Source organism: Bacillus sp. 5w2, from assembly GCF_054353775.1.
This window is the reverse complement of the sequence record NZ_JBTIWT010000032.1, coordinates 1-26169: the sequence shown is the minus strand read 5'-3', so window position 1 is coordinate 26169 and position 26169 is coordinate 1. Positions and strand designations below refer to the sequence as shown.

22 protein-coding genes and 1 riboswitch are annotated in these 26169 nt (G+C 36.6%); of the genes, 13 read left to right on the top strand and 9 right to left on the bottom strand.

Features of this window, described 5'->3' with window-relative positions; all coding sequences use genetic code 11:
* Positions 1-41: 41 nt before the first annotated feature.
* On the bottom strand, positions 42-1241 hold the full coding sequence (locus ACXY7N_RS29715) for an ABC transporter permease (RefSeq protein ID WP_016089173.1): 1200 nt from the start codon (positions 1239-1241) through the stop codon (positions 42-44).
* A gap of 59 nt (positions 1242-1300) precedes the next feature.
* The gene (locus ACXY7N_RS29710; RefSeq protein ID WP_016136528.1) at positions 1301-2725 is read right to left on the bottom strand and encodes an amino acid permease; all 1425 of its coding nucleotides are present in this window, start codon (positions 2723-2725) and stop codon (positions 1301-1303) included.
* A gap of 146 nt (positions 2726-2871) precedes the next feature.
* Positions 2872-3058: riboswitch (Lysine riboswitch) on the bottom strand.
* Between the two features lie 200 nt (positions 3059-3258).
* On the opposite strand from ACXY7N_RS29710, the gene racE reads away from it, so the two are divergent.
* Entirely contained in the window at positions 3259-4086 is an 828-nt protein-coding gene (gene racE / locus ACXY7N_RS29705) for a glutamate racemase (protein ID WP_098405189.1), read from the top strand.
* Between the two features lie 42 nt (positions 4087-4128).
* On the opposite strand, the gene gapN is transcribed toward racE, so the two are convergent.
* Positions 4129-5568 (bottom strand): NADP-dependent glyceraldehyde-3-phosphate dehydrogenase, encoded by a 1440-nt coding sequence (gene gapN / locus ACXY7N_RS29700; RefSeq protein ID WP_488592837.1) that lies wholly within the window; start codon positions 5566-5568, stop codon positions 4129-4131.
* A gap of 642 nt (positions 5569-6210) precedes the next feature.
* On the opposite strand from gapN, the gene ACXY7N_RS29695 reads away from it, so the two are divergent.
* The 5 genes from ACXY7N_RS29695 to ACXY7N_RS29675 all read left to right on the top strand — a co-directional run bounded on the left by ACXY7N_RS29695 (position 6211) and on the right by ACXY7N_RS29675 (position 12484).
* A complete protein-coding gene (locus ACXY7N_RS29695) occupies positions 6211-7971 on the top strand; it encodes an ABC transporter ATP-binding protein (RefSeq protein WP_016089169.1) in 1761 nt (586 codons plus the stop codon).
* On the top strand, positions 7968-9968 hold the full coding sequence (locus ACXY7N_RS29690) for an ABC transporter ATP-binding protein (protein WP_016089168.1): 2001 nt from the start codon (positions 7968-7970) through the stop codon (positions 9966-9968). The genes ACXY7N_RS29695 and ACXY7N_RS29690 overlap by 4 nt, the downstream gene beginning before the upstream one ends.
* A 270-nt stretch (positions 9969-10238) precedes the next feature.
* Positions 10239-11036: an amino acid ABC transporter substrate-binding protein gene (locus ACXY7N_RS29685; protein ID WP_016089167.1), complete on the top strand. Its 798-nt coding sequence runs from the start codon at positions 10239-10241 to the stop codon at positions 11034-11036.
* Positions 11023-11721 carry an amino acid ABC transporter permease gene (locus tag ACXY7N_RS29680; RefSeq protein ID WP_033655982.1) on the top strand — a complete coding sequence of 233 codons (699 nt, stop codon included), beginning with the start codon at positions 11023-11025 and terminating at the stop codon, positions 11719-11721. The genes ACXY7N_RS29685 and ACXY7N_RS29680 overlap by 14 nt, the downstream gene beginning before the upstream one ends.
* A gap of 28 nt (positions 11722-11749) precedes the next feature.
* On the top strand, positions 11750-12484 hold the full coding sequence (locus tag ACXY7N_RS29675; protein WP_016133708.1) for an amino acid ABC transporter ATP-binding protein: 735 nt from the start codon (positions 11750-11752) through the stop codon (positions 12482-12484).
* A gap of 51 nt (positions 12485-12535) precedes the next feature.
* Here the strand turns inward: ACXY7N_RS29675 and sasP are convergent, their stop codons facing one another.
* Positions 12536-12739 (bottom strand): small acid-soluble spore protein, SasP family, encoded by a 204-nt coding sequence (sasP, locus tag ACXY7N_RS29670; protein WP_000013349.1) that lies wholly within the window; start codon positions 12737-12739, stop codon positions 12536-12538.
* A 454-nt stretch (positions 12740-13193) separates the two neighbouring features.
* Between sasP and ACXY7N_RS29665 the strand changes: the two genes are divergently transcribed.
* Complete coding sequence (locus ACXY7N_RS29665) at positions 13194-13439, top strand: hypothetical protein (protein ID WP_088083255.1); 246 nt, start codon at positions 13194-13196, stop codon at positions 13437-13439.
* A 16-nt stretch (positions 13440-13455) separates the two neighbouring features.
* Here the strand turns inward: ACXY7N_RS29665 and ACXY7N_RS29660 are convergent, their stop codons facing one another.
* Together ACXY7N_RS29660 and ACXY7N_RS29655 are read right to left on the bottom strand one after the other, a co-directional pair.
* Entirely contained in the window at positions 13456-14916 is a 1461-nt protein-coding gene (locus ACXY7N_RS29660) for a YheC/YheD family endospore coat-associated protein (protein ID WP_367888435.1), read from the bottom strand.
* 20 nt (positions 14917-14936) lie between these two features.
* Positions 14937-15989 carry a YheC/YheD family protein gene (locus ACXY7N_RS29655; RefSeq protein WP_016089164.1) on the bottom strand — a complete coding sequence of 351 codons (1053 nt, stop codon included), beginning with the start codon at positions 15987-15989 and terminating at the stop codon, positions 14937-14939.
* Between the two features lie 134 nt (positions 15990-16123).
* On the opposite strand from ACXY7N_RS29655, the gene ACXY7N_RS29650 reads away from it, so the two are divergent.
* Complete coding sequence (locus tag ACXY7N_RS29650) at positions 16124-17260, top strand: DUF445 domain-containing protein (protein WP_488592836.1); 1137 nt, start codon at positions 16124-16126, stop codon at positions 17258-17260.
* A gap of 142 nt (positions 17261-17402) precedes the next feature.
* A complete protein-coding gene (locus tag ACXY7N_RS29645; protein WP_016089162.1) occupies positions 17403-17759 on the top strand; it encodes a YlbF/YmcA family competence regulator in 357 nt (118 codons plus the stop codon).
* 59 nt (positions 17760-17818) lie between these two features.
* Here the strand turns inward: ACXY7N_RS29645 and ACXY7N_RS29640 are convergent, their stop codons facing one another.
* Both ACXY7N_RS29640 and ACXY7N_RS29635 read right to left on the bottom strand, forming a co-directional pair.
* Complete coding sequence (locus ACXY7N_RS29640) at positions 17819-18415, bottom strand: NDxxF motif lipoprotein (protein ID WP_016089161.1); 597 nt, start codon at positions 18413-18415, stop codon at positions 17819-17821.
* A 24-nt stretch (positions 18416-18439) separates the two neighbouring features.
* Complete coding sequence (locus ACXY7N_RS29635; RefSeq protein WP_016133712.1) at positions 18440-18997, bottom strand: HAAS signaling domain-containing protein; 558 nt, start codon at positions 18995-18997, stop codon at positions 18440-18442.
* 403 nt (positions 18998-19400) lie between these two features.
* Here ACXY7N_RS29635 and alsS point away from each other — a divergent pair, with 403 nt between their 5' ends.
* On the top strand, positions 19401-21089 hold the full coding sequence (gene alsS / locus ACXY7N_RS29630; protein ID WP_098486618.1) for an acetolactate synthase AlsS: 1689 nt from the start codon (positions 19401-19403) through the stop codon (positions 21087-21089).
* 16 nt (positions 21090-21105) lie between these two features.
* Positions 21106-21864: an alpha-acetolactate decarboxylase gene (gene alsD, locus ACXY7N_RS29625; protein WP_488592835.1), complete on the top strand. Its 759-nt coding sequence runs from the start codon at positions 21106-21108 to the stop codon at positions 21862-21864.
* A 236-nt stretch (positions 21865-22100) separates the two neighbouring features.
* On the opposite strand, the gene ACXY7N_RS29620 is transcribed toward alsD, so the two are convergent.
* Complete coding sequence (locus ACXY7N_RS29620) at positions 22101-22718, bottom strand: DNA-3-methyladenine glycosylase (protein WP_016089156.1); 618 nt, start codon at positions 22716-22718, stop codon at positions 22101-22103.
* Between the two features lie 134 nt (positions 22719-22852).
* Between ACXY7N_RS29620 and ACXY7N_RS29615 the strand changes: the two genes are divergently transcribed.
* Positions 22853-23722: a Cof-type HAD-IIB family hydrolase gene (locus ACXY7N_RS29615; RefSeq protein ID WP_016089155.1), complete on the top strand. Its 870-nt coding sequence runs from the start codon at positions 22853-22855 to the stop codon at positions 23720-23722.
* Positions 23723-24118: 396 nt separating this feature from the next.
* On the top strand, positions 24119-26169 hold a 2051-nt coding region (locus ACXY7N_RS29610), incomplete at its 3' end, for an MSCRAMM family protein (RefSeq protein ID WP_488592834.1).

The following is a 26169-nucleotide window of genomic DNA, read 5'->3' as shown; positions in this document are numbered from 1 at the left end:
AAAATTTATTCGCTCCTTGGCTTTTAAGATATTTCTTTTCGTTAAAACGAAGAAATACGTTGCTTCGTTTTTGGTACAATAATAAATTTGATCCAGATTACCCCGATTACCATAATAATCAAAGCATGCAGTAATTGTCCCGTAGCAATGAGTATAACAATTGAAAATACAATGAGTTGAATACTTAACAATATAAAGATTAAGCGAAGAAATTGATGCATTCGTTTTTCAGTATCAATTGGATATAATGCTACAATAATATTTCCTGAAAAATATTTCCATAGAGAACGAAGCTGCATAGAAATCATATATAGGACGATGTAAGCAATAGCACCTTTTACGTATATATTTGGAATAAAGTATAGGGCGAAAGCACCGATTAACCCTAAGCGAATATATATACCAAAATAATCATTTCCACGTAAAAATGCTAGTGTATGTAAATAGAAGAAAGTTGCTCTTTTTTTATGTAATAAAGGTTCAATCCAATTTGTAAGCCATTTTCTTTTATTTACTTGCTTATTCAGTTGCGGAACATCGGTGAAAATGCTAGCAAATTGATAAAAACGAACGTCCATTTTCTCTTCTTGTTCGATTATGTAATCCCACGGTATTCGTTTTGTAGGCTGTTTTTTCGTGTATAGAAGCAGGAAAGCAAGTAGCAAGAGCAATCCGCCTAATATGAGAACATTTGCCGAATAAAACAGCATGTAAATGAGTAAGGCGTTACAAGTAATACGGATGATCAGCCATATATTTTTTTCATAACCATCACGCCACATCCAATGTATGTACATGTTCCAAGCTTTCGTAATCATTAAAACGATAAAGATTGTACATAAGAAAGGTACAGTTAATTGTAATGATTGCAGTGCAAGTGGTACGAGAATAAGGAACGTAAATAATAATGGGAAAAGCTGAATGATGTAATTATATAGAAGAGATTTTTTAAAATAAGATGTTAATTTCTCTTCTAGTGCGAGTAAATAGACAGCATCAGGTTTCTGAATAAATGTACGGATAGGGCATCTCGTTATAATGAATGTAAGTACAATCGTGATGAGTAGTAAAGATAGTCCTTTAGAAGGAGCTGTCTTAAGAAACTTTGCGTAATAGTAAGCACCTATACAGGCAACGAAGATAAAGCTATATAGTAAACCGTTAATCATACGTGCAAAGTATGTAATGATATTTTGAATATGTTGTTGGAAGCGACTGCTCCATAACGATTCAATTGACATGTTTTCACCTCTTTGTTCTATTATATATGTTTTACAAAAGAAAAAACGAGCAAATTGCGTTATGCAACTTGCTCGTTTTTCTTTTCGTTATTTTTTTTCTGATCACGATTCATTAATGGATAGAAAGCAAAGCCGATTACGAATAAACCAATTCCGAGAAGGAACGTTTTTATATCGGATGCTCCTGTTTTAATAACCCATAGTGCGTAACAAAGTGCGATAACTGCAACTATGCCATCTGTAATTCTTGCCCGCATTTCATTTTTATATGTTTCACCAGTTGCGACTAGTTTTAACTGGAAGATTGGTGAAACGAGATATGGAATGAGGTAGGCTAATGTTGATACGGTAATAACGAATGTATAAGCTTCCGCAATGGTTCCTGATAATGTTGAGAACAAGAACACTTGCGACATAATGTTTGTTAAACGTAATGAGTAAATTGGACTTCCTTTTTTATTTGTTTTTGTGAAGAAGGAAGGGAAGAAACCTTCTTTTGCTGCTTGATAAGGTACTTCTGAGCTTAATAAAATCCAACCTAAGATAGAACCGAATAGGGAAGTAAGAGCAAGTAATGCCATCAGTTTCCCGCCGCCATGACCCATTGCAGCGTTTAATGCATCTGCTAATGGGCGTTCAGAAGCTTGTAATGTATCAACGTGAAGTACACCCATTGTTAAAATTGTAATTCCTAAGTAAATGGCAACTGTAATAAGTAATCCTGCCACCGTTGCGCGTTTTACTGTTTTCGGAGAGGTAGCACGGTTTGATAAAAGTACTGCTGATTCAATTCCGATAAATGCCCAAAGCGTTGTAAGAGCAGCTAAATTTACTTGTGAAAGTAGACCGTGTGAAACACCTGATTTATCGATCATCGGTGTGTACCATTGTCCGAACTTAGAAGCTTCGAAAGCAAATAAAGTAACGACGATGAATAGTAGGAATCCAGTTACTTTCGTTGTTGTTGCTAAGAAGTTTAGTTTTCCAGCTCCGCTTACACCGTTTGTTAATATAATGTGAGTTCCCCAAAGTAGGATGGAACAAATCGTAAATGTAATAAGTTTCCCGACTTCTATGTTAAAAGAACCGATTGAAAATAGTAGTCGTGTATCTTTCATAATTGGGAAGAAGAGTGATAAATATCCCGCGAAAGATGTAATGATGGCAACGTTACTTGCCCAGTTTGCAACCCAATATCCCCACACCATACTGAAACCAGCCATTTTTTTCTTTTTTGGTGATGAGAATAAAGCATATGCATGACTTTGTGGTCCTGTTGTTAAATCAGGACGACGAATTGCTAAATTACCGAAAACAAGAGCTAGCATTAAAACACCAAACCCTGTTGTTAACCAAGCTAAAGTGACACCGAGAGGGCTTGCTGTTTGTGCCAACGTACTTGGCACCATGAAAATACCAGCGCCAACCATGTTGCCGACAACGAAAGCTGTTAGTACCCAAAATCCCCATTTTTTTTGTTGCATAGAAAATACCTCCAAAGTTAGTATAACCAAGTCAAGCGAGGAGATATGTATGTCTTCCTAGTAGAGAAGAAAAGTTCCAAACAAAACAAAAAAAGCACGTAATTTGCCGCTACATGCTTTCTATCTTATAAGAAACCCACGACATACCTCTCGATAGCTCTCCACAAACGAAACGTTTCGTTTGTGACAGTTCTGCACTTATTAAATGCAGACCCAGCAAGTGTGCATGGTGGACACAACTTACTTCGGCAATCATTCCTTTCTCATTCCTTCATCAATGCCACTACATCTCCTGAAATGATACTCTTAATGACTGCAACCTCTACCTCACCGAGATACGAATGAGGATTTAAATATTAAATTAACGTATTTAAGAGTAACAAATGTATTTTTATACGTCAATGGATATGGTAATAATCAGATTATAGAGAAGAGTTTGTGATTAAAAGGGATAGGGATTATTATGTAATATTGAATTTTCATAATATAATAAACATTATTGGTGCTAGAAGATTGAGAAGGGGATGAAGTATATGTCTACATGTCATAAAAATTCAGTAATAGGTGTGCTAGATTCGGGAGTTGGGGGATTAACAGTTGCGAGTGAAATTATAAGACAATTGCCTAAAGAGAGCATTTATTATATTGGTGATAATGAGCGTTGCCCGTATGGGCCGAGAAGTGTAGAGGAGGTACAATCTTTCATATTTGAAATGGTTGAGTTCCTCAAGCAGTTTCCATTAAAAGCTCTAGTTGTAGCATGTAATACTGGTGCAGCTGCAGCATTGACCGCGTTGCAAGAAGCACTTCCCATCCCGGTTATTGGTGTTATACATCCGGGAGCAAGAGCTGCAATTAAAGTGACAAAGAAAGGGAGAATTGGAGTAATTGGAACTGTAGGTACGATAAAATCTAATATGTACGAACAAGCATTACACGAGCTGGATACATATTTGGAAGTGCATAGTCATGCATGTCCGACTTTAGCTACAGTTGTAGAAAATCAATTAGAAGACACAGCATATGTCATGCAGCAAGTGAAACAAGCTTTACTGCCATTAACGAAAGAAGATATAGATACGTTAATTCTTGGGTGTACGCATTATCCACTTTTAGAGTCCTATATAAAAAAGGAGTTAGGAGAGGCTGTAACGATTATTAGTTCTGCAGAAGAAACAGCGATAGAGTTAAGCACTATTTTACAGCACAAAGGAATTTTGTCTGACAATTTGAATCCGAAGCATCGCTTTTTTACAACAGGCTCTATTTTATCATTTGAACATATTGCTGAGCGTTGGTTAGGGTATCAAATTTCTGTAGAAGGTGTGAATTTACCTATGGAAAAACAAATCGTGAAATAAAAAGAAGCTGATCTAAAACTAGATCAGCTTCTACATATAAGATTAAACTAAGTTTAATACAGTTACTTTTTCACGTGTCATAGACTCAAGGCTCTTACGAATACCTTGTGCGCCCATACCTGAACCTTTTACACCGATGAATGGGAAGTGGTCAGGACCGCGCTCTGTGCGCCCGTTAATTTGAACAGAACCAGTTTCGATTTTGTTAGCAATTGCAAATGCTTTGTTAATGTCTTTTGTGAAGACACTTGCTTGCAAGCCGAACTCTGATTTGTTAGCAATTTCAATTGCTTGCTCATCTGAAGAAACACGGATGATTGGAAGGATTGGGCCGAATGGCTCTTCCCAAGCAACTTTCATTTCTTCTGTTACGTGGTCGATTAATGTTGGGTAAATTAAGTTACGCTCACGTTTGTTACCAATAACGATTGTTGCACCCTTTTTAACAGCGTCGTCAACTAAGCTTTGAACGAAGTCAGCAGACTTGTCGTCGATTAATGGAACGATTGTGCTGTCTTGTTCTGGAGATCCAACTGATAGTTCAGCTACTTGCGCTTTTAATAAGCCAACAAGCTCATCCGCTACGTTTTCGTGTACAAGTACACGTTTAATAGCTGTACAACGTTGACCAGAGTAAGAGAATGCACCGCTTACGATATGGTTTGCAGCATCTTGTAAGTCAGCATCTTCGCGAACGATACCAGGATCTTTACCACCAAGTTCTAATACAAGTGGAATCATTGCAGCTTTTTTCGCTAAATGTTTACCTGTGTTTGTACCACCTGTGAACGATACCATATTGATGCCTTCGTGTTCCACTAAGTAGTCACCAATTACAGAACCGCGTCCTGTAGCTACGTTTACAAGACCTTTTGGAAGGCCAGCTTTATGAAGTGCTTCAACCATTTTAATACCACTAATTGCACCTTGAGTTGCTGGTTTGAAAATAACAGCGTTACCCATAATTAATGCGGGTGCAAGTTTTGCAGCAGATAAGTTTACTGGGTAGTTAAATGGTGCGATTGCTAATACAACACCAAGTGGTGCGCGTTGGATGATCGCAAGTTTAGACTTCGTTCCGCCAGGGAAGCTATCGCCCATCATGCTTTCTCCGTGCATATGTAAAGCTTCTTCGATTGTGTAACGAATGAAGTCAGCTGTACGAACAACTTCTTTTTTCGCATCTTTATATCCTTTACCGACTTCTTTCATAATGATATCGGCAATTTCATCTTGCATATTTACGAGCTCATCAGCCCATTTATATAAATATTTTGCGCGATCTTGTAGAGAAGCTTCCGCCCATGATTTTTGAGCTTCTTTTGCAGATGCAATTGCTTCATCTACTTCTCCGCGAGTAATTGCTTGTACTTGTCCAATTACTTCGTGTAAGTATGGAGATGGAATTTCGATTGTTTCTCCTGAAGAGCTTTCTCTCCATTCTCCGTCTAAATAAAATTTGTACGTATTGCTAGTTGTCATGATTAGTCCTCCTAAAATAGCAACTTGTAAGAGTGAGTATAAGGTGATTGTAGGGGGTTTGATAACATTTTTCAAATGAAATGTTTGTGAAAACGATTTCTTATTCTTTTTTTGTTGTGTATGCCCTTTCTTACAGAAGATTCTCTTATTTCAAACGGATGTATCGTATTATGAACCCCCTTCATTTTTGGTGATAAAAAATTATTTTATTCTATAGCTAAAAAAATAATTGACAGAATACTCAATAAAGTTGTAAGATTATAAATGGAAAATAAATGAAGGGGGTGTGCGTAATGATTGTAATCGTAAATGTAATGAGTTTAGCTCTGTTAAATGGCAGAAAACATTCATATCATTACGCAACCCGTACGGATATATAGGGCATCTTTGTCTTATAAAAAGCGTACGTTGCGTATATCGTAACGTACGCTTTTATGCATTTTTGTGCATATCGTCAAGCGGCGGTATGCTTTTTTTTGTCTAATTTGCTTGTTTCCATACTTTGTATGGTTACGATAAAACAAACTTTGGAAGGTGGAAAAATGTGATGAGATTGTATGGGTTACGAAATGTAAATATGATGGGTCTGGATAGTGGATAAAGATATGAGAGTGAAACGAGAACGAGAAGGGAGAGGTTACATTGTTATCAGTATTACTAAAGTTAAAATGGTTTTTTCAAGAGCATTGGAAGAGATATAGTATCGCCATTGGGGCTCTTTTAATTGTGAATATAGTTGAGGTTATTCCTCCGAAAGTGTTAGGGGTTACGATTGATAATATAAAAACAGGAACGTTAACGAACGAAGCAATTATGCAATCTATTCTTATTTTAATAGGGGTTACGATAGTTGGATATGGCCTCACATTCGTTTGGCAACATCAATTGTTTGGCGGTGCATTCGTACTGGAGAAGACGATGCGCTCTAAATTTATGGGGCATTTACTTAAAATGACACCGACGTTTTATCAAAAAAATCGTACTGGCGATTTAATGGCGAGAGCGACGAATGATTTAAAAGCAATTGCTATGACGGCTGGTTTCGGTATATTAACGCTCGTGGATTCGAGTTTATATATGCTTACGATTGTCTTTATGATGGGATTTACAATTAGTTGGGAGCTTACATTTGCGGCACTTATACCGCTTCCAATTATGGCGTATGCGATGAATATATATGGAAAGAAATTGCATGAAAGATTTACAGTTGCGCAAGATGCGTTCGGTGATATGAACGATAAAGTATTAGAATCAATCGCTGGTGTGCGCGTTATTCGTGCATACGTACAAGAAAATGCAGATCAAGAAAGATTTCATCAGTTAGGAGATGACGTCTACGAAAAAAATATGAAGGTAGCCAGAATTGATGCATTATTCCAGCCAACTGTGAAAATGCTTGTTGGCCTTAGTTATTTAATTGGTTTAGTGTATGGCGCATATCTTGTATTTCAATCGAAGGTGACACTTGGTGAACTCGTCTCTTTTAACGTGTATTTAGGGATGATGATTTGGCCGATGTTTGCAATTGGCGAATTAATTAATGTTATGCAAAGAGGAAACGCTTCGTTAGACCGAGTAAATGAAACGTTAGCGTATGAACCAGATGTAAAGAATCCAAAAAATCCAAAGCTTGTACAAGAGCCGGATTATATCCAGTTTGATGAAGTTACCTTTTCATATCCTTCATCAACTGAAACAAATTTAAAGAAGGTTTCGTTTACCTTAAAACAAGGAGAAACGCTTGGGGTTGTTGGAAAAACAGGAAGCGGAAAAACGACGCTTGTACGTCAGCTTCTTCGTCAATATCCGCTTGGAGATGGGGATATTGCAGTCTCTGATGTGACGTTAGATAAAATGACGAATGAAAATGTACTCGGCTGGATTGGGTATGTACCTCAGGAACATATTTTGTTCTCAAAAACGGCGAGAGAAAATATTTTATTTGGAAATAGGGAAGCGACGGAAGAAGAACTCGAGAAAGCGATTGAAATTGCGGCGTTTAAAAAGGATTTAGAGTTTTTACCAGAAGGGTTAGAAACGCTCGTTGGAGAGAAGGGTGTTTCTTTATCAGGAGGGCAAAAACAAAGGATTTCGATTGCGCGAGCGGTTATTCAAAATCCGGAAATTTTAATTTTGGACGATTCTTTATCAGCTGTCGATGCTCGTACTGAAGCTGCGATTATTGAGAATATAAGAACAGAGAGAAGCGGAAAGACGACAATAATTACGACCCACCGTTTATCTGCCGTACAACATGCGGATTGGATTCTCGTTATGGATGAAGGCGAAGTTATGGAAGAAGGTACGCATGATCAGCTTATTAAAAGCGGAGGCTGGTATGCGGAGCAGTTTGAAAGACAACAAGGGGAAAGTGAAAGTGCGGATAGTGGGGTGAAAATATGAGTGTTTCAAAACGATTGTTTCAATATGCGATGAAAGTGAAAGGGGCAATTTTTGCAGCGATGCTAATGTTATTTATTTTCGTCATCGCAGAGCTTGCGGGTCCTCTCGTCGCGAAAACGATGATTGACGATCATATCGTCGGGATAGAGAAACCTTGGTATGAAACAGAAAAGAGTGCAGAGGCTGTTTCGTATAATGGCACCTTTTATAAGCGAAGTGATCGCTTTGAGGAAGGTGAGAAAAAAGGAAAAGAAGTACGCGTGATGCAAGTCGGTTTTCAATACTACTTTGTACCGAATAAAGTGAATGTTGAAGGGTCACGTTCTGTAAAAGGTGATATGATTACCGTTCAAAATGGTAAGGCGGTGCAAGTGTATAAAGCGAAAGCATTAACGAAAGAAGAAGTGTTTGCTTTTTATAAACCAGAAATAAACCCCCTATTATTACTTGGTGGTGGTTATTTCGCTTTATTAGTAGTTGTCTCATTATTTGCATACGGAAAGCAATTTTTCTTACAGAAAGCAGCGAACAAAATTATTCAAATTATGAGGGAAGATGTCTTTTCTCATATTCAAACATTGCCAATTCGTTATTTCGATCATTTACCAGCAGGAAAAATTGTATCGCGTGTAACGAATGATACGGAAGCCATTCGTGATTTATATGTAACGGTACTTGCGACATTCGTTTCTAGTATCATCTATATTATTGGAATATTTGCTGCGCTATTTTTACTAGATGTGAAGCTTGCGTCGTTATGTTTATTAATTATCCCGATTTTAATTGTTTGGGCGATTCTTTATAGAAAATATGCGTCTGTATACAATCATAAAATGCGTTCACGTTTATCTGATATTAACGGAACAGTGAATGAATCCATTCAAGGGATGCCAATAATTCAAGCGTTCCGTCAAGAGCGTGAAACGAAAAAAGAGTTTGAAGAATTAAATGGCGATTATTTTAAGTATCAAAATAAAATTTTGAATTTAAATGCAGCAACTTCGCATAACTTAGTGTCTGTATTAAGAAATATCGCTTTCACAGGTGTGATTTGGTATTTCGGTGGTGCTTCATTAAGTGCTTCAGGCGTCATTTCTCTAGGGATACTGTATGCGTTCGTTGATTATTTAACACGATTGTTCTCACCTATTACAAATATGGTAAATCAGCTTGCAAACTTAGAACAATCGCGTGTTGCATCAGAGCGCGTTTTTGAACTGTTAGAGGAAAAAGGGGAAGCAGTAGAAGAAGAACGTATGCCTCGCTTACAAGGAAATGTGAAGTTTGATAATGTGTCATTTTCTTACAATGGAAAAGATGAAGTGCTAAAAAATATTTCTTTTGAAGCGAAACAAGGAGAGACAGTGGCACTTGTCGGTCATACTGGATCAGGAAAAAGTTCGATTATGAATGTACTCTTTCAGTTTTATGAGTTTGAAAAAGGAAAGCTTACAATTGATGGACACGATATAAAAGAGATGCCGAAACAAGCAACGCGTGAGCATATGGGAATCGTACTGCAAGATCCGTTTTTATTTAGCGGGACAGTTGCTTCTAATGTAAGCTTAGAGAACGAAAAAATTTCAAAAGAGCGTATCGTAAAAGCATTGCGTGATGTTGGTGCTGAACGGTTTGCAAACAATATAAATGAAGAAATTACAGAGAAAGGAAGTACACTTTCAACCGGAGAACGTCAGCTTATATCGTTTGCTAGAGCGCTCGCTTTTGACCCGGCCATTTTAATTTTAGATGAAGCAACGTCTAGTATTGATACAGAAACAGAGGCGATGATTCAACAAGCGCTAGAAGTTGTGAAAAAAGGAAGAACGACATTTATTATCGCTCACCGTCTTTCAACCATTAAAAGCGCGGATCAAATTATTGTGCTTGATAGAGGAACGATTTTAGAAAAAGGCTCTCATGAAGAGCTAATGAAAAAGCGCGGGCGTTATTACGATATGTACAAAACGCAAATGGAAGGTAATCAGAGCGCTTAATAGGTGGAGGAGAACTTGTGATTTTCACAAGTTCTTTTTTTAGTGAATCAGGGCAGTTAAATAAGAAGTATTGTTTTACCTTTTTCTTTATAAATGCTATATTAAAAAATGTTACTTATTTTTTGTATGTAGCGTTATTTTTCCATTTTGTTTGATTATGAAGAAAAAGGATAAACTAAATAAGAACATTTTCATTGAAAAATTGTTCAAGATTGCATACAATCAATATAGTTTTTAAATTCCTATCAGAATACTTGGAGGATTACCATTATGAAAAAATTATTTTCAGTACTTGCAGTAACTACATTAGCGATCGGGATTGTAGCGGGCTGCGGTAAAGAAGAGAAAAAAGATACAGCTAATCAAGATGCGTTACAAAAGATAAAACAAAGTGGTGAACTTGTAATTGGAACAGAAGGTACATATCCACCGTTCACATTCCACGATTCAAGTAATAAATTAACTGGATTTGACGTTGAATTAGCAGAAGAAGTTTCAAAACGTTTAGGAGTAAAACCTGTATTTAAAGAAACACAATGGGATAGCTTACTTGCTGGTTTAGATGCAAAACGTTTCGACATGGTTGCGAATGAAGTTGGTATTCGTGAAGATCGTCAAAAGAAATATGATTTCTCTAGTCCATACGTTTCATCTTCAGCGGTATTAGTTATTGCGAAGGATAAAGATAAACCTGCTACATTTGCTGATGTAAAAGGGTTAAAAGCAGCACAATCTTTAACAAGTAACTATGCAGATATTGCTAAGAAAAATGGTGCGGAAATCACGAATGTAGAAGGCTTTAGCCAAGCGGCAGAATTATTAAATACTGGCCGTGTTGATTTCACAATTAATGATAAATTATCAGTGTTAAACTATTTAGAAACGAAAAAAGATGCAAAAATTAAAATTGTAGATACAGAAAAAGAAGCGTCACAAAGTGGATTCTTATTCCGTAAAGGTAGCGACAAGCTAGTACAAGAAGTAAACAAAGCGTTAGAAGATATGAAAAAAGACGGTACGTACGACAAAATAGCGAAAAAATGGTTCGGTGAAAATGTATCTAAGTAGTGCATTGGTTTCAGATCGATTGTCTACTTGGATAGATATTATGCAGTCTTCCTTCATGCCTATGCTGAAGGAAGCTGTGTTTACGACAATTCCATTAACGCTTATTACATTTATTATCGGGATTATACTTGCGACGTTAACTGCGCTTGCACGTATTTCAGGTAGTCGTATTTTACAATGGATTGCTCGTATCTATGTATCTATCATTCGCGGAACGCCACTTCTTGTACAATTATTTATTATTTTCTATGGTCTTCCAACTCTTAATATTGAAGTTGAGCCATATACAGCAGCAGTTATTGGATTTTCATTAAATGTCGGTGCATATGCATCAGAAATTATTCGTGCTTCTATCCTTTCTATTCCGAAAGGGCAGTGGGAAGCAGCTTACACAATTGGGATGACATACCCGCAAGCGTTAAAACGTGTTATTTTACCGCAAGCAACGCGTGTATCCATTCCGCCGCTTTCCAATACATTTATTAGCTTAGTGAAGGATACTTCGTTAGCATCGTTAATTTTAGTAACAGAAATGTTCCGAAAAGCGCAGGAAATTGCGGCAATGAACTACGAGTTTTTAATTGTTTATTTCGAAGCAGGTCTTATTTATTGGGTAATTTGCTTCTTATTATCTATCGTGCAACAAATATTAGAAAAACGTTCAGAACGTTACACTCTAAAATAACCCTTTCATAAAAGGAGTTTTTGTTTTTATGATTTCAATTCAACATTTACAGAAAAGTTTCGGAGATAATACCGTACTAAAGCATATAGATTTATCAGTTGAGAAGGGGGAAGTTGTTGTTATTATCGGGCCATCTGGATCTGGTAAAACGACATTCTTACGTTGTCTCAACGTGCTAGAAACGCCGAACGCTGGTAGTATTCGTATCGGTAATAAAGAGCTCGACTTCGCTCAAAAAGTATCGAAGAAAGATATTGTCAATCTTCGTACACAAACAGGTATGGTATTCCAGCACCATAATCTATTTCCGCATTTAACAGCACTTCAAAATGTAATGGAAGGGCTCGTTACAGTGAAAAAGATGGGGAAAGAAGAAGCGAAGAAAAAAGCAAACTATTTCCTTGAAAAAGTTGGTCTTGCGGATAAAATAGACTTATATCCGTTCCAATTATCAGGCGGACAACAACAGCGCGTTGGAATTGCTCGCGCGCTTGCGATGGAGCCGGAAGTTTTATTATTTGATGAGCCGACGTCAGCGCTTGATCCTGAACTCGTTCAAGAAGTTCTGAAAGTAATGAAAGAACTTGCTAAAGAAGGCATGACGATGGTGATTGTAACGCACGAAATGCGTTTTGCGCATCAAATTGCGAACCGCGTTATTTTCATGGATGGCGGTGTCGTTGTCGAACAAGGTACACCAGAAGATGTATTTACAAATCCAAAAGAAGAACGTACGAAAAAGTTTTTACAAATGTTGCAATAAATGAAGGAAGGTCTCAAGGCATATGCCTTGAGACCTTTTTGCCATATATATTTATTTTTGGAATCCGCCAAGGCTTTGCTCAGCCATTGCAACTAGACGTTTTGTAATTTCTCCACCAACAGAACCGTTAGCACGAGCCGTAGAATCTGCTCCTAATTGTACACCAAATTCTTGAGCGATTTCGTACTTCATTTGATCGATTGCAGCTGTTGCTCCTGGTACTACTAATTGATTGTAAGAACTTTGGTTTGCCATAGGAATATATCCTCCTTAGAGTTATAAAAATTTTTTTTGGTTGGACTAGCTGGATTTGAACCAGATTATCGCCCCGTTTGGCGCTAATCCATCGGTAATTAAGTTTGTACTCATAGTATGGATGTTACCTAGAAAGATATACGAAATAATAATTTGTAAATTTTGTAAAAAAATCGTAGTGATTTCGTAAATTATGAAATAAGAGTAATCGTTGTATTTTTTAGAAAGAAGGCTAAACTAAGAGCGATATGAAATATGTTTTTCTTTTTGTATCCTGTTATTTGGGGGCAAATCATTAACTTCTTATTTATGACTTATTACAATTAAATCGATAGCAATTTCATAGTTCTATTTTTAAGTAGGGATGGGGCAGAAAAAGGAACTGGCCGCCGCTATACGTGGCTAGATACTCTCTTCGATCTGCTTGTAAATGATAACGTATGGAGGAATCATGATGGGAATTTGCCCGCTTTGCAACGCATTAGAATCACAAACATATTCTTGTCAAAATTGCCAAAGTATACTCCAAGATTATGGGAAGGCTGTAGATTACATAGACGATTATAGTGCGTATATGGATCAAGAATTATTAAGTGCAGTAGATGGATTCACACATAATAATTCAAATGAATACTGCAATCATGTTTTTTATTGCGGGGTGTGTAATGTGGAAACAGAGGTTGTAGTGAAACTGGTATAAATAGAAAACTTCCACCTTATGAATGAGGTGGAAGTTTTTGTTTTCGTATTTGTGAGTGAATCATAGGGGACGGGATATGCTCGTTGTTTGAGGAAGTCTCTGATTTTATTTGAGACATTTTTTCTTTTGCATCGCGCAAAGAATGTTCAGTTAAGTAGATGGCATATTCGTAAAATAATTGGCGCGTCAGTTCACTTTGTTCTTTTAACTTTTCATCTTGGAATACAGTTCGCCCAGGTTTAGAGTTTGCTTCAAAGAGCCACGGATTTTCCTGCGTGTCTAAGCCGATATCAAAACCAATTTCTCCAATATTTCCGGTTACTTGTTCATCGAGCGCGTAACTGATTTGTAAGGCTGTATGTTTTAATTTATTTTCAATTTGAACTTGTTTCGTTGAGTCTGGAAAAAGTTCTTGCAGTAATTTTGTATCACCACCGCTATTTACATGCGTTGTTAAGCTACCTTTGCCAGCAATTTTTGCAACGATTGCACTGACCATCCATTGACCGAAATGATTTTTATTTGTATGAATGCGGAAATCAACAGGTTGCCCATCGAAGCGAAGTAAGGGAATACCTTGTTGTACGATAAACTTTTTTAAATCGTGTCCTTTCAACACATGGTTCAGAAGCGTTTCTAATGATTGATACTTTCTTAGTTTATTTTCTTCATTTTCGCGATAACGACAGTAGTAGCAATTCTCTGCTTGAGAATAAAATAGTTGATGAATATTTCTACCGAAGCTGCCGTGAATCGGTTTCATGTAAATGGATTTATACGTACCGAGAAATCGTTCTACTTGTTCGAAGTGTTGAAATGTTTCTGTGTTTGGTAATAATGGCATGATTGAATCGTCTTTCATAAGAAGTTGATGCACTTCCCATTTATTAAAAAATCCTGGATTAAACCATGGAATAGCATAGTCATGCTCTAATTTTCTTTTTGCTCTTACGATTGGTTTATAATTTTCGGCTTTACGATTTGGTAATCGGTCATAAATGACATTCGGTAAAGGGACTTTTTTCTTTATCCATTGCTGCTCTTGAAAGAAATATCCTTCAATTGTTTCGTCTTCCCAGTCTATATGTTGCACACCAAAAACGAATACAAATGGTCGCAAAGTGAATGGCGGCGTTAGTAACTCGCCAAGAGAAGTTGAACGGTTTCCTAAAGGATTAGAAGAATCATCGTTAAAACCAGTTGTAAAAATCCCGATTAATGGTCCGAAAATAATGGTTTCATTTTGAGTGAATGCATGGATAGTAGTGGAATGAGGAAGTAAAAGCTTTTCTGCAATTTGTTGTCCGATACTGATTTCGCGAGTAAAGGAATAATGAATTTTTACATCTTCACTTGCAACATGGCGTACGCCGAAGGAAAGGGATGTAATCGGTGGTGTAATGGAAAAAATATAAGGTAAAGTAATACTATTTGGATGCTCATCTGAAATATTTAATGTATATATGTGCTCTTTCAAAATGGGTTTCCCCCCTTTCATTATGGTGTGAAGCGACTAAACTGTAGTGGTCCGTGATATATTTTTTCGGCTAATGAATCACTATGACGAATGTAATGTTCGTACGGGGGAATCGTGTTGACATACATAAGCCAAATTGCCCCTTTTTGATCCATAATGGTGGAAAGCTCTAGCTCGAATAACGAAGAATAAGATGCATCTAGTGTTTGAAACACTTCATTTATAATGTCTTGTAAAGCGTCTTGTAGTAGTTGTACACCGGTACTAGATAGTACGTATTTAATTTTTGAAAATGAATGCAGAGAGGAATCATCCGTTGCCGAAAGTAAAAGTTGATTTGGAAATGAGCTTTTTTGTATAAATTGACCGATAACGTTCCACTCGCGTTCTTTATTTTTTTGCAAAATGGTTCGAATATGGAGTGGGTATGTTAATTGATTTGGTGGTTGCAGCATGGTATGCGTGATGTAACGTGCTGAGCGTATGTTACGTTTGTACCAAGATATAAATTCATCTGTCCGTTTGATTGGAGTAGAAGTATGATAGGCGTCATTTATTGTATCGATATGAAACGTTTTATTTTTATAAGCGACCCGGTACAGACTTTCAGTGGAATGTGTATGAGTAGGACGTATAATAATATCTTTTGTTTTTAATAACAGTTTGAAAATATTTTGTATCGTTGCTATTTCAAATTTTGGTATATAAGGAGATAATTTTTTATTCGTGAGAAATACATCATGTAGTTCGCTTAAGTCAATGAGTGTGTTATTTAAAAAAGTAGTGGAAGGACGGTTGTGTAATGAGTGAATAATTGACTTTGCTTTTTCGAAGTCTGTTTCCTCGTTAAAAGAAGAACGATCGTATATATAAGAAGGAATAGGGAATGTTTGCTCTTTCCATTTCCCTGTATCTGTATCATAAATCAGACCAGAAATAAGATCTGTTTTAGGATCAATACCAAATGGCGTAAACTGGGCAACGACATTATGATAAAGTCGAGCGCGTTTAGCGATTTCGGTGTAATACGTTTGCTCATAATGAGGCCAGCAAGTTAAAATACCGAGAACCAACGAAATCACTCCTTTACTAACAAAATGTTGACATAATAGGCGAAGCTATATATTGCAAATACGTTTTTATACCATTATACTTTTGTCCGTATGATGATATGCTATAGTTTTGGAGAAGCGAAAGGTTGATTGTAATGAATATATGGTTAAGTATGTTAACGACGACAGGGCTCGGAGCAATTATTGGAGGATTTACAAATCATTTAGCGATAAAAATGTTATTTCGTCCGCATCGCCCTATTTATATTGGGAAGTTTCAAGTGCCATTTACCCCAGGATTAATTCCGAAGCGCCGTGATGAGCTTGCTGTTCAATTAGGGAAAATGGTTGTCGAGCATTTGTTAACGCCAGAAGGAATCGGAAAGAAGTTAACAAATGCAGAGTTTCAAAAAGGTTTAATCCAATGGGCACAAGTAGAAGTGGATAAAGTAATGACGAATGAACAGTCGTTAAGACAAATGTTAGAAAAATGGAATGTAGCGCATGTAGAAAAAGAAGCAATCAGCAAAATCGAGCATGTGATTACAGAAAAAATAGAGGCATTTTTAGCGGAGTACTATACATATACATGGGAACAAGCTTTACCTCATTCTGTTCATGAAAAAATAGAGAATGCGATCCCAAATGTCTCGGCGTTTATTTTAGAGCGAGGAAGTAGGTTTTTTGAAAGTGAAGATGGGAAAGCACGTCTTTCAAAAATGGTTGATGATTTCTTTGCTTCTAGGGGAACTCTACTTAACTTAGTCGGAATGTTTTTAGGGAATGTAAGTGTAGTGGATCGTGTGCAGCCAGAAGTCATTAAGTTTTTAGGGCAAGATGGCACAAAGCAGCTTTTAACTGATGTACTGCAAAAAGAGTGGGAAAAGTTAAAAGGAAGAGATGTAAAAGAATTAGAAACGTTTGTAGAAAAAGAAATGATTGTAAGCTCCATATTGTCAGCAGTTAAAGTTGAGGAAACAGTGAGTAAGTTTTTAAACCAATCTGTGCAGCAAGTATGTGAGCCGGTTCGAGAAACAATCATGGAAAAGGTAGTCCCAAGTGCAGTAACGAAAGGCTTGAAGTGGGGGGCAGAAAACGTAGCGAGTATATTAAATAATCTCCATCTTGCGGAAATTGTCCAGCAAGAAGTCTCCACATTTTCAACGGAGAGACTAGAAGATTTAGTCCTGTCCATTACAAAAAATGAATTGAAAATGATTACGTATTTAGGAGCATTATTAGGCGGAATGATCGGACTCGTGCAAGGACTGTTATTGTTGTTTCTTAGATAATAAGGTGAGTACATAGAAATAAAAGTGAAATTTCTTCACATCTCTTGCATAGTTTGATATGGTAAGAAGAGGTGCGTATGTAAATGCACGTAAAAGGCAGTGCGAGAGAAAAGCGCTAGCCTTCTAAAGGAGGAAAAATAAAATGACAAAAAACATTCATGATGTAGCATATGAATTACAAAAAGCAATCGCTGAAAACGAAGATTTCAAAACGTTAAAAGAGAGCTACGCAGCAGTTCAAGCTGATGCAGCTTCAAAGAACTTATTCGATGAGTTCCGCACAATGCAACTTGGTCTACAACAAAAAATGATGCAAGGTCAAGAAATCACTGAAGAAGACAACCAACAAGCACAAGAAGTTGTAGTTCGCATTCAACAAGATGCTAAAATTACAAAGTTAATGGAAACTGAACAACGCCTAAACATCGTTATCACTGACGTTAACAAAATTATCATGAAGCCACTTGAAGATTTATATAACGCGCAACAACAAGCGTAATAGTGGAAGACGCCCCTTGTATGGGGCGTCTTTTTTGTGGTTTCTATTTGTATATATCATTATTTCTTGAAATACTCAGTATCAATGTTCTTTTCCTTCAAAAACTTTTCAATTTCTTTTTGTTTCCTGCCATTAACTTGTTCAAAGCGTTTTGTAAAAGAAAAATCAGTTTTGAACAAGTTACCATCTTGAGCGAGTTTTTCTAATTCTTGCTCTAGTTCTACTGAAAGTGCCGTAGACGCTGAAATATAATCATGGATTTCCTTTGAAGGCTGTTTGTAATCATCAGGGATCGTATTGTTACTAATAAAATGATGGAAGTTCGCATCATTTTGTTGCGCTAAATCGATTAGTTTTTGTAATTTCTCTCGGTCGGATTCGGTGATATTCTCGTCAGACATGGCTGACGAAAGTGGAACGGTGTTTTCGTATAATTCTCCGCTATAATCTAAATAAGTTTTTATATTTTGTTTCATTTCATCTTCATTAATAGTTTCATTCTTTTTTGAGGAAGTGAATATAGTTTCCGGAATTTTAATCGTAACATCTTTAATAGATTGTATATCGTTTTCTTCCTTAGGTTGTGCACTGTTTGAACAAGCTGATAGGAATAAAATTGTAAGTAACATGAGTGGATATAAAATATACTTTTTCATATTAATCTCCTTGTACATTCATTATTATCTTTGTAAAATAGCTACATTCCATTTTAAATACTTTACTAAAGTTGCGTATAGATGTTTTACCATTTGATAAGATATGACGGATATGAGCAAACCGCTGCAAAAAGCGATGAACACGTTGTAAACATCGGAATAACTAATTTGATGAAACCCTTTAAAAAATCCTAATCCTATTAATAAAATAGGTGAAATAATTAATAATGGAGTGGCAATGATAAGTGCTAGAAGAATCGGTAATAGAAAGAGTAGTACGAAAAAGGCGATAATGATAAAGGTAAAGTTTAAAACACTTAAGCCCATAACAGAAAATAGTGCGGTTATCATATTTTTAAAGCTTCGTTTATTGTCAGCGTTATGTATTGCATATGAAACATTAAGTTCTTTAGCAATCGTTTTAGGGTTTCCTAGTTTTTTAGAAATTTCCTCTTCAGATATTCCATCTCGTTTACCACTAATAAAATGAGTTTCGTACTCTGAAATAATATCTTTCTTTTCTACATTAGGCATATTCCGCAGGGAAGAACTAAGTTGTTCCAAAAATTCACTTTTGTTCATAATAATCACTTTCCTTTATAAAATGATGAATTATAGCTGAGAATCCTCTCTTTTTTGAAAGAGGGATATACGAATCGTAAATGGCATTCCAATTAATGGGTGTTCCAATATTTACAAATATATCATTTGCTAGTGTTCTTTGCAAGGTACTGTAAAATTTTTGATACTGTGATGAGATAGAAGTTTTTTGTCCATTTTTAGAGGAGATATAAAAATATTATTTTAGGATAAATAAAGGGTTGTAAGCGCATTCTCTAATGGTTGTCAAAATAATGTCATATTCATATTCTTGGAAAAATAATGCATTTGTAATATAATAATAAATAATACTTCACCACATTAATTAACTAGGTGAAATTTAAAATCTTTATTACACACATTATGAAATAAAGGAATGATTAGTTTGAGTACAGGTGTAAAAGCAAACGACGTGAAGACAAAAACAAAAGGAGCAGATCTTGTTGTTGATTGTTTAATTAAACAAGGTGTTACACATGTTTTCGGTATTCCAGGAGCGAAGATTGACTCTGTATTTGATGTACTGCAAGAAAGAGGACCAGAGTTAATTGTTTGTCGTCATGAACAAAACGCAGCATTTATGGCAGCTGCGATTGGTAGATTAACAGGGAAACCGGGCGTATGTCTTGTAACTTCAGGACCAGGGACATCAAATTTAGCGACAGGTCTTGTTACTGCGAATGCAGAGAGTGATCCCGTTGTTGCTTTAGCTGGTGCAGTTCCGCGTACGGATCGATTAAAACGTACGCATCAATCGATGGATAATGCTGCACTATTCGAACCAATCACAAAATATAGCGTAGAAGTAGAGCATCCAGATAATGTGCCAGAAGCACTATCGAATGCATTCCGAAGTGCGACTTCTACAAATCCAGGCGCTACTTTAGTAAGTCTTCCGCAAGACGTTATGACTGCGGAAACGACTGTAGGGTCTATCGGTGCGCTTTCTAAGCCACAGCTTGGAATCGCTCCCACACATGATGTTACATATGTAGTAGACAAAATAAAATCAGCAAAATTACCGGTCATTTTACTCGGTATGAGAGCGAGCACAAATGAAGTGACGAAAGCCGTTCGTGAATTAATTGCGGATACAGAACTCCCTGTCGTTGAAACATATCAAGCAGCTGGCGCCATTTCACGTGAGTTAGAAGATCATTTCTTTGGCCGCGTTGGCTTATTCCGTAACCAACCAGGTGATATTTTACTAGAAGAGGCAGACCTTGTGATTTCTATCGGTTATGACCCAATTGAGTATGATCCGAAATTCTGGAATAAACTTGGAGACAGAACGATTATTCATCTTGATGACCATCAAGCAGATATCGACCATGATTACCAACCAGAACGTGAATTAATTGGTGATATTGCCTTAACTGTAAATAGTATCGCGGAGAAATTACCGAAACTTGTATTAAGTACGAAATCAGAAGCAGTGTTAGAACGATTACGCGCGAAATTATCAGAACAAGCAGAAGTTCCGAATCGTGCTTCAGAAGGTGTTACGCATCCGCTTCAAGTGATTCGTACACTGCGTTCTTTAATTGATGACGATACAACTGTTACATGTGATATCGGTTCCCATTACATTTGGATGGCAAGATGTTTCCGTTCTTATGAACCACGTAGACTATTATTTAGTAACGGTATGCAAACGTTAGGTGTTGCACTTCCTTGGGCAATTGCTGCTACTTTAGTAGAACCAGGTAAGAAAGTAGTTTCCGTATCAGGTGACGGTGGTTTCTTATTCTCAGCGATGGAGTTAGAAACAGCGGTACGTTTAAATTCTCCGATCGTACATCTTGTATGGAGAGACGGTACGTATGATATGGTTGCGTTCCAACAAATGATGAAATACGGTAGAACATCAGCTACAGAGTTCGGCGATGTTGATATTGTAAAATATGCAGAAAGTTTCGGTGCGACAGGTCTTCGTGTTAACACGCCAGATGAATTAGAGGGCGTATTAAAAGCCGCATTAGTAGCAGATGGTCCTGTCATTATTGATATTCCAATCGATTACCGTGACAACATTAAATTAAGCGAAAAATTATTACCAAACCAATTAAACTAATGGAGGCATGGTTGAGATGACTGTTGCGCAATTCATTGATATTGATGCAAAAAGAACGAAAACGAATAACGAAGTATATCAAACATCTACAATGCTTGCGCTATTAGATGGTATATATGATGGTGTGATTAGCTTTGAGGAATTGAAAGAACGCGGTGATTTCGGCATCGGCACATTTGATCAATTAGATGGTGAAATGATCGCATTTGATAACGAATTTTATCATTTACGTTCAGACGGTTCAGCAGAAAAAGTAGAACCGGAAGAAACAACACCATTTGCGACTGTAACGTTTTTTGAAAAAGAAATGAGTTATACGATAGAGCGTCCGATGAATCGTGAAGAAGTGGAAGCTTTATTACATGAATTGATGCCTAGTAAAAACCTATTTTATGCGATTAGAATGGATGGTACGTTCCGTGAAGTAAGAACGAGAACTGTTCCAAGACAAGAAAAACCGTATACACCGCTCGTTGAAGTGACGAAATCACAACCAATCTTCTCATTTGAAAATACAGAAGGTACGCTAGCTGGCTTTTGGACACCAGATTATGCGCAAGGTATTGGTGTAGCTGGTTTCCACTTACATTATATTGATGATGAAAGAAGCGGGGGCGGACATGTTTTCGATTATGTTGTTGAAAACTGTACGATCCAAATTTGTCAAAAAGCTCATATGCATTTAGCACTTCCAGAAACAGCTGATTTTATGGCGGCTGAATTATCTAGAGAAAATTTAGAGGATAACATTGCGACTGCGGAAGGCGCGGAGTAATAAGGGAGAGACTGTTCCATTGTGGAACAGTCTTCTTTTATTCGATATTCCTTTTCGAATCGTTGATATATTTTGAGTTATGATAGATATATTTGAAAAATCGTTGATATATTTTGAGTTATGATAGATATATTTGAAAAATCGTTGATATATTTTGAGTTATGATAGATATATTTGAAAAACCGTTGATATATTGTAAGTTACGATAGATATATTCGGAAAATCGTTGATATCGTTTATTTCTTTGAAACAAACGGATGCCCCTCGTAATAAAAACGCCACGGATAATGTACAGCTTCTTCTGCATAGTCGATGTTAATACGAGGCCCTGCTGTTATTTTATATTTTGATGATATGTGTTCTTCTTCTGGGACGAGTTCAATATGTAATGTGTCACTTTGTAAGGATACGCCTCGTTCTTCTAACGTAATTCCGAGGGCACGGCATAGTTTGCCAGGACCGTTTGTTAAATTTTTATACTGCGCCTTTGTAATGTCGGTTTTGTTGTAGCGCGCTAGTTTTATTTCTTCTATTCCATCTACCGGTTCAAGGGCTCGAATGAGAACGCCTTGCGGGGTGCCAACTGGCGCTGTAATGACGTTAAAACAATGATACATACCGTAAATTAAATATACGTAAGCATGCCCCGGTGCGCCAAACATGACTTCTGTGCGATCCGTTCGTCTGCCGCCGTAACTATGTGCGGCTTTATCATCGGGACCTTTATATGCTTCTACTTCTACAATCGTTCCGCTTCTTTTTATTCCATCTACAATATGTACAAGTTTGTGTCCAAGTAACTTCTTTGCAACTTCTAACGTATCGCCTTCAAAAAAGGAAGGTGGTGCCTGCATTGTACTATCTCCTTTACTGAGTGTATATGTATATAGTAAACCAAATTTTCAGTAGTAATTCTAACTCGTTCTATTTGCTACATTTATTTCATAAATTATGGATAGAGTACAACAGCGAAGAGGGGGAGTGCGACATGATTTATCGCTTACTAGCTCTTAATATAGATGGGACACTACTATACAACAACGGAAAAATTGCAAAAGGATTAAGAGAAACAATTGAATTTGTGAAAAGAAAAGATGTATACGTTACATTATTTACGAGCCGTAATTTTCAGTCCGCTCATAAAGTAGCGAAGGCGTTAAAATTAGATTCTATATTAGTGACACACGGCGGTGCTTTCGTTTCAGCAACGTTAGATAAGCCGTACGTTCAAAGAAGATTATCGGAAGAGAAGACGTTTAACATTGTGCAAGTATTAGAGCACTTTGATTGTAACGTACGTATTTCTCATGAACGGTTTTCAATCGGAAATCGTGAGAGAAATACACCAAACTTAATTGCGCGTACTGTATTATCAAGCGCAGATCCGTTGTTTTATCCAGTTCAATTTGTAGATTCGTTAGGTGATGCGCTTCGTGATCATCCAGTAGCGGCGCCAAAAATTGATGTTATTTTCCAAAGTAAAGGTGAAAAAGAACGAGGGATAAATACATTAAGAAAAGCATTCCAAGATATCGAGTATGTTGAGTGTGATTCGAAACGAATAGAAATTTTGCCGCAGAATGTATCGAAATTACGCGGATTACAATTGCTTGGAGAGCATTTAAATATTTCACTAAACGAAATGGTTGCGATTGGAGATAGCATGGAAGATCTAGAGATAATTGAAAATGTAGGGCTCGGGGTAGCAATGGGGAACTCGCCTGTAGAGTTAAAACAGGCAGCCGACTGGATTACACGTTCAAATAGTGAGAACGGCGTAGAGTATATGATTAAAGAACATTTTCGTAAGCAATTCCCGCTTCCGTTTTTGAAAAATCATAAAAATACACCGAAATGATGAAAGAAAAACGTAGCTTTTGGCTACGTTTTTTGATTGGTTTTATTTTAGAGATGAAAGCGTTTCATAAAGATGAATTGTGTCTAAAATTCATACAATTCACTTGAATCATTTAGAAAACTGTTGTAAAGTAGAGGATGTTACCGAAAAAGTTACACCACGTGAAATATTCTTCAGATTAATTTTATTGCGCTTCCGTAAGTAAAAACATTTCCGCATGTTAGTTTAGTGCACGTATTATTTCAAAAATGAATTGTAGTAATGTTATTAATTCGTTGTAGAGTTTCTTTGTTTTATTTAAATGGATTATTTTAAGTTAATGTGAGTAAGATTTGGTATATATGAAATGAGCTTCTTTTCATAAATCTAGGAATTATAAAAGGGGGAATGAATTTTTTGAGGAAATCATTTAATCAAAAAATAAAAAAATTAAGTAGTAGTTTTATAGTCGTATTATTAGTATGTATGAATTTTTTAATCCATTTACCATATAAAGCAGAGGCAGCTACACCAGAATTAAAAGGTTTAGGTGATGTATCTTATTACAATGCAATCATTTTTGGAGATCATAGTGCAACGAGTGCGGATATTGAGGGTGCGATGGCTATTCAAAAAAATATGAACGCATCAAGTTATACAGTCTTAGCGGCTGCAACAGGAGCACATAACTTAGCTGGAGCAACATGGGTAGAGGAAGGATATCCAGCATTATTACTAGGTGGTCAATTTACGAAAGCGGGAACAGGACAAGTAATTATTCAAGATGGAACAGTGGCAATGACAAAAGATGGTGACCCAGAAGGTGCAATAAAATCATCATATGACCGTATTTCTTATAAAGAGCAAGCGGAGATTGATGCTAAATTTAAAGAGTTTAGAAAAGACGTTGATAGTGTAATTGAGGATGCGGGCCAATTACATACTGATAAGCCAAAACCGGGTATGACTTTTGGAATCGGTGAAGATGTAAATAACCCTAATATTTACGTTTCTTCAGGCCAAAATGGAGAGAAAACATTTAATGTAAGTGATGTTTATCTTCCGAATGTAAGTAATAAAGACTTTATGGTTATTTATTCAGATGCAGAAGAAGTGAATTTTGGTGGCGGCGCAATTTTGTATGATACAACAGATAAGGGCGGGTTCACATTAGTTAATACATCTCAAACATATGACCCTAATTCCTTTTTTACTGAATTAGCTAGTAAAGTAATTTGGGCGTTTCCAAACGCTACAAAAATAACAACTAAAGGCTATGGTGTAGTAGGTAGTGTGTTTGCACCTAATGCAGTTGTAGATACAAAGGGTGGTTCAATTAATGGACAAGCCTTTGTTGGTGGGTTACACCAAAGAGATGGCTTTGAAGTTCATAACTTTAAATTTAATTGGCCGAAATGGAATAAACCATCAGTTGAAAAAGTAACTGGTCAATTTGAAATTGTAAAAGTAGATGCAAGTGATGAAACAAAGTTATTACCAGGTGCAGAATTTGAAGTGTATAAAGATGGTAAACAGATAGATACATTACGAACAGATAAGACAGGTAAAGTAATCTCTAAGAAATTAGAACCAGGTAAATATACATTAAAAGAAACGAAAGCACCAGAGGGATATAAATTACTAAAAGAAGAAATTGAAGTTACTGTGGAAGAGAACAAAGTAGTGCCGGTAATAGTAAAAAATGTGAAAGTGTTGGGAAGCTTACAGGTAGTCAAAAAGGATGCTGAGAGCAAAAATGTGCTAAAAGGCGCGGAATTTAGACTAAAAAACGAAAATGGTCAAATAGTTGGAGGGGCGAAAACAACAAATAAAGATGGTGTTGTTACATTCGAAAACTTAGTGCCAGGTAAGTATACATTAGAAGAAACGAAAGCGCCAGAAGGCTACAAAGCGATAGAAGTTACAGTAGAAGTAAACGTTGTAGCAAATAAAGTAGCGAAACGAGAAGTATTGAATGAAAAAATGAAAGAAGAAATTACAGGTCAATTAGAAATTACAAAAGTAGATGCTAATGATACAGGTAAAACATTAGCTGGCGCAGTGTTTGAAATTTGGAAAGATGGATCAAAAATAGACACATTAACAACAAATAAGAATGGTAAAGCAATTTCTAAGAAGTTAGAACCTGGAGATTACATTTTAAAAGAAGTTCATGCACCAGAAGGATATAAATTATCTGATAAGGAAACTAAATTTAAGATTTCTAATGAAAAAGTAGAAGTTAAAAATCTTGAAATTACAAATGAAAAAGAACAAGACAAAGGTCCAGAAAAACCAGGTGAGGGAACAGAAAAGCCAGGTGAAGAAACAGAGAAACCAGGTGAAGAGACAGAGAAACCAGGTGAAGAAACAGAAAAACCAGGCGAAGAGACAGAAAAACCGGGTGGAGAGACAGAAAAACCAGGTGAAGAGACAGAGAAGCCAGGTGAAGAAACAGAAAAACCAGG

What these genes read in the sequence shown, in the direction of transcription:
- ACXY7N_RS29615 (WP_016089155.1), top strand. Translation starts at nt 22,853, where the DNA reads ATGATTTATCGCTTACTAGCTCTTAATATAGATGGGACACTACTATAC.
- ACXY7N_RS29685 (WP_016089167.1), top strand. Translation starts at nt 10,239, where the DNA reads ATGAAAAAATTATTTTCAGTACTTGCAGTAACTACATTAGCGATCGGG.
- alsD (WP_488592835.1), top strand. Translation starts at nt 21,106, where the DNA reads ATGACTGTTGCGCAATTCATTGATATTGATGCAAAAAGAACGAAAACG.
- ACXY7N_RS29715 (WP_016089173.1), bottom strand. Translation starts at nt 1,241, where the DNA reads ATGTCAATTGAATCGTTATGGAGCAGTCGCTTCCAACAACATATTCAA.
- racE (WP_098405189.1), top strand. Translation starts at nt 3,259, where the DNA reads ATGTCTACATGTCATAAAAATTCAGTAATAGGTGTGCTAGATTCGGGA.
- ACXY7N_RS29710 (WP_016136528.1), bottom strand. Translation starts at nt 2,725, where the DNA reads ATGCAACAAAAAAAATGGGGATTTTGGGTACTAACAGCTTTCGTTGTC.
- ACXY7N_RS29640 (WP_016089161.1), bottom strand. Translation starts at nt 18,415, where the DNA reads ATGAAAAAGTATATTTTATATCCACTCATGTTACTTACAATTTTATTC.
- ACXY7N_RS29620 (WP_016089156.1), bottom strand. Translation starts at nt 22,718, where the DNA reads ATGCAGGCACCACCTTCCTTTTTTGAAGGCGATACGTTAGAAGTTGCA.
- ACXY7N_RS29690 (WP_016089168.1), top strand. Translation starts at nt 7,968, where the DNA reads ATGAGTGTTTCAAAACGATTGTTTCAATATGCGATGAAAGTGAAAGGG.
- ACXY7N_RS29675 (WP_016133708.1), top strand. Translation starts at nt 11,750, where the DNA reads ATGATTTCAATTCAACATTTACAGAAAAGTTTCGGAGATAATACCGTA.
- ACXY7N_RS29650 (WP_488592836.1), top strand. Translation starts at nt 16,124, where the DNA reads ATGAATATATGGTTAAGTATGTTAACGACGACAGGGCTCGGAGCAATT.
- gapN (WP_488592837.1), bottom strand. Translation starts at nt 5,568, where the DNA reads ATGACAACTAGCAATACGTACAAATTTTATTTAGACGGAGAATGGAGA.
- ACXY7N_RS29635 (WP_016133712.1), bottom strand. Translation starts at nt 18,997, where the DNA reads ATGAACAAAAGTGAATTTTTGGAACAACTTAGTTCTTCCCTGCGGAAT.
- ACXY7N_RS29665 (WP_088083255.1), top strand. Translation starts at nt 13,194, where the DNA reads ATGGGAATTTGCCCGCTTTGCAACGCATTAGAATCACAAACATATTCT.
- ACXY7N_RS29680 (WP_033655982.1), top strand. Translation starts at nt 11,023, where the DNA reads ATGTATCTAAGTAGTGCATTGGTTTCAGATCGATTGTCTACTTGGATA.
- sasP (WP_000013349.1), bottom strand. Translation starts at nt 12,739, where the DNA reads ATGGCAAACCAAAGTTCTTACAATCAATTAGTAGTACCAGGAGCAACA.
- ACXY7N_RS29645 (WP_016089162.1), top strand. Translation starts at nt 17,403, where the DNA reads ATGACAAAAAACATTCATGATGTAGCATATGAATTACAAAAAGCAATC.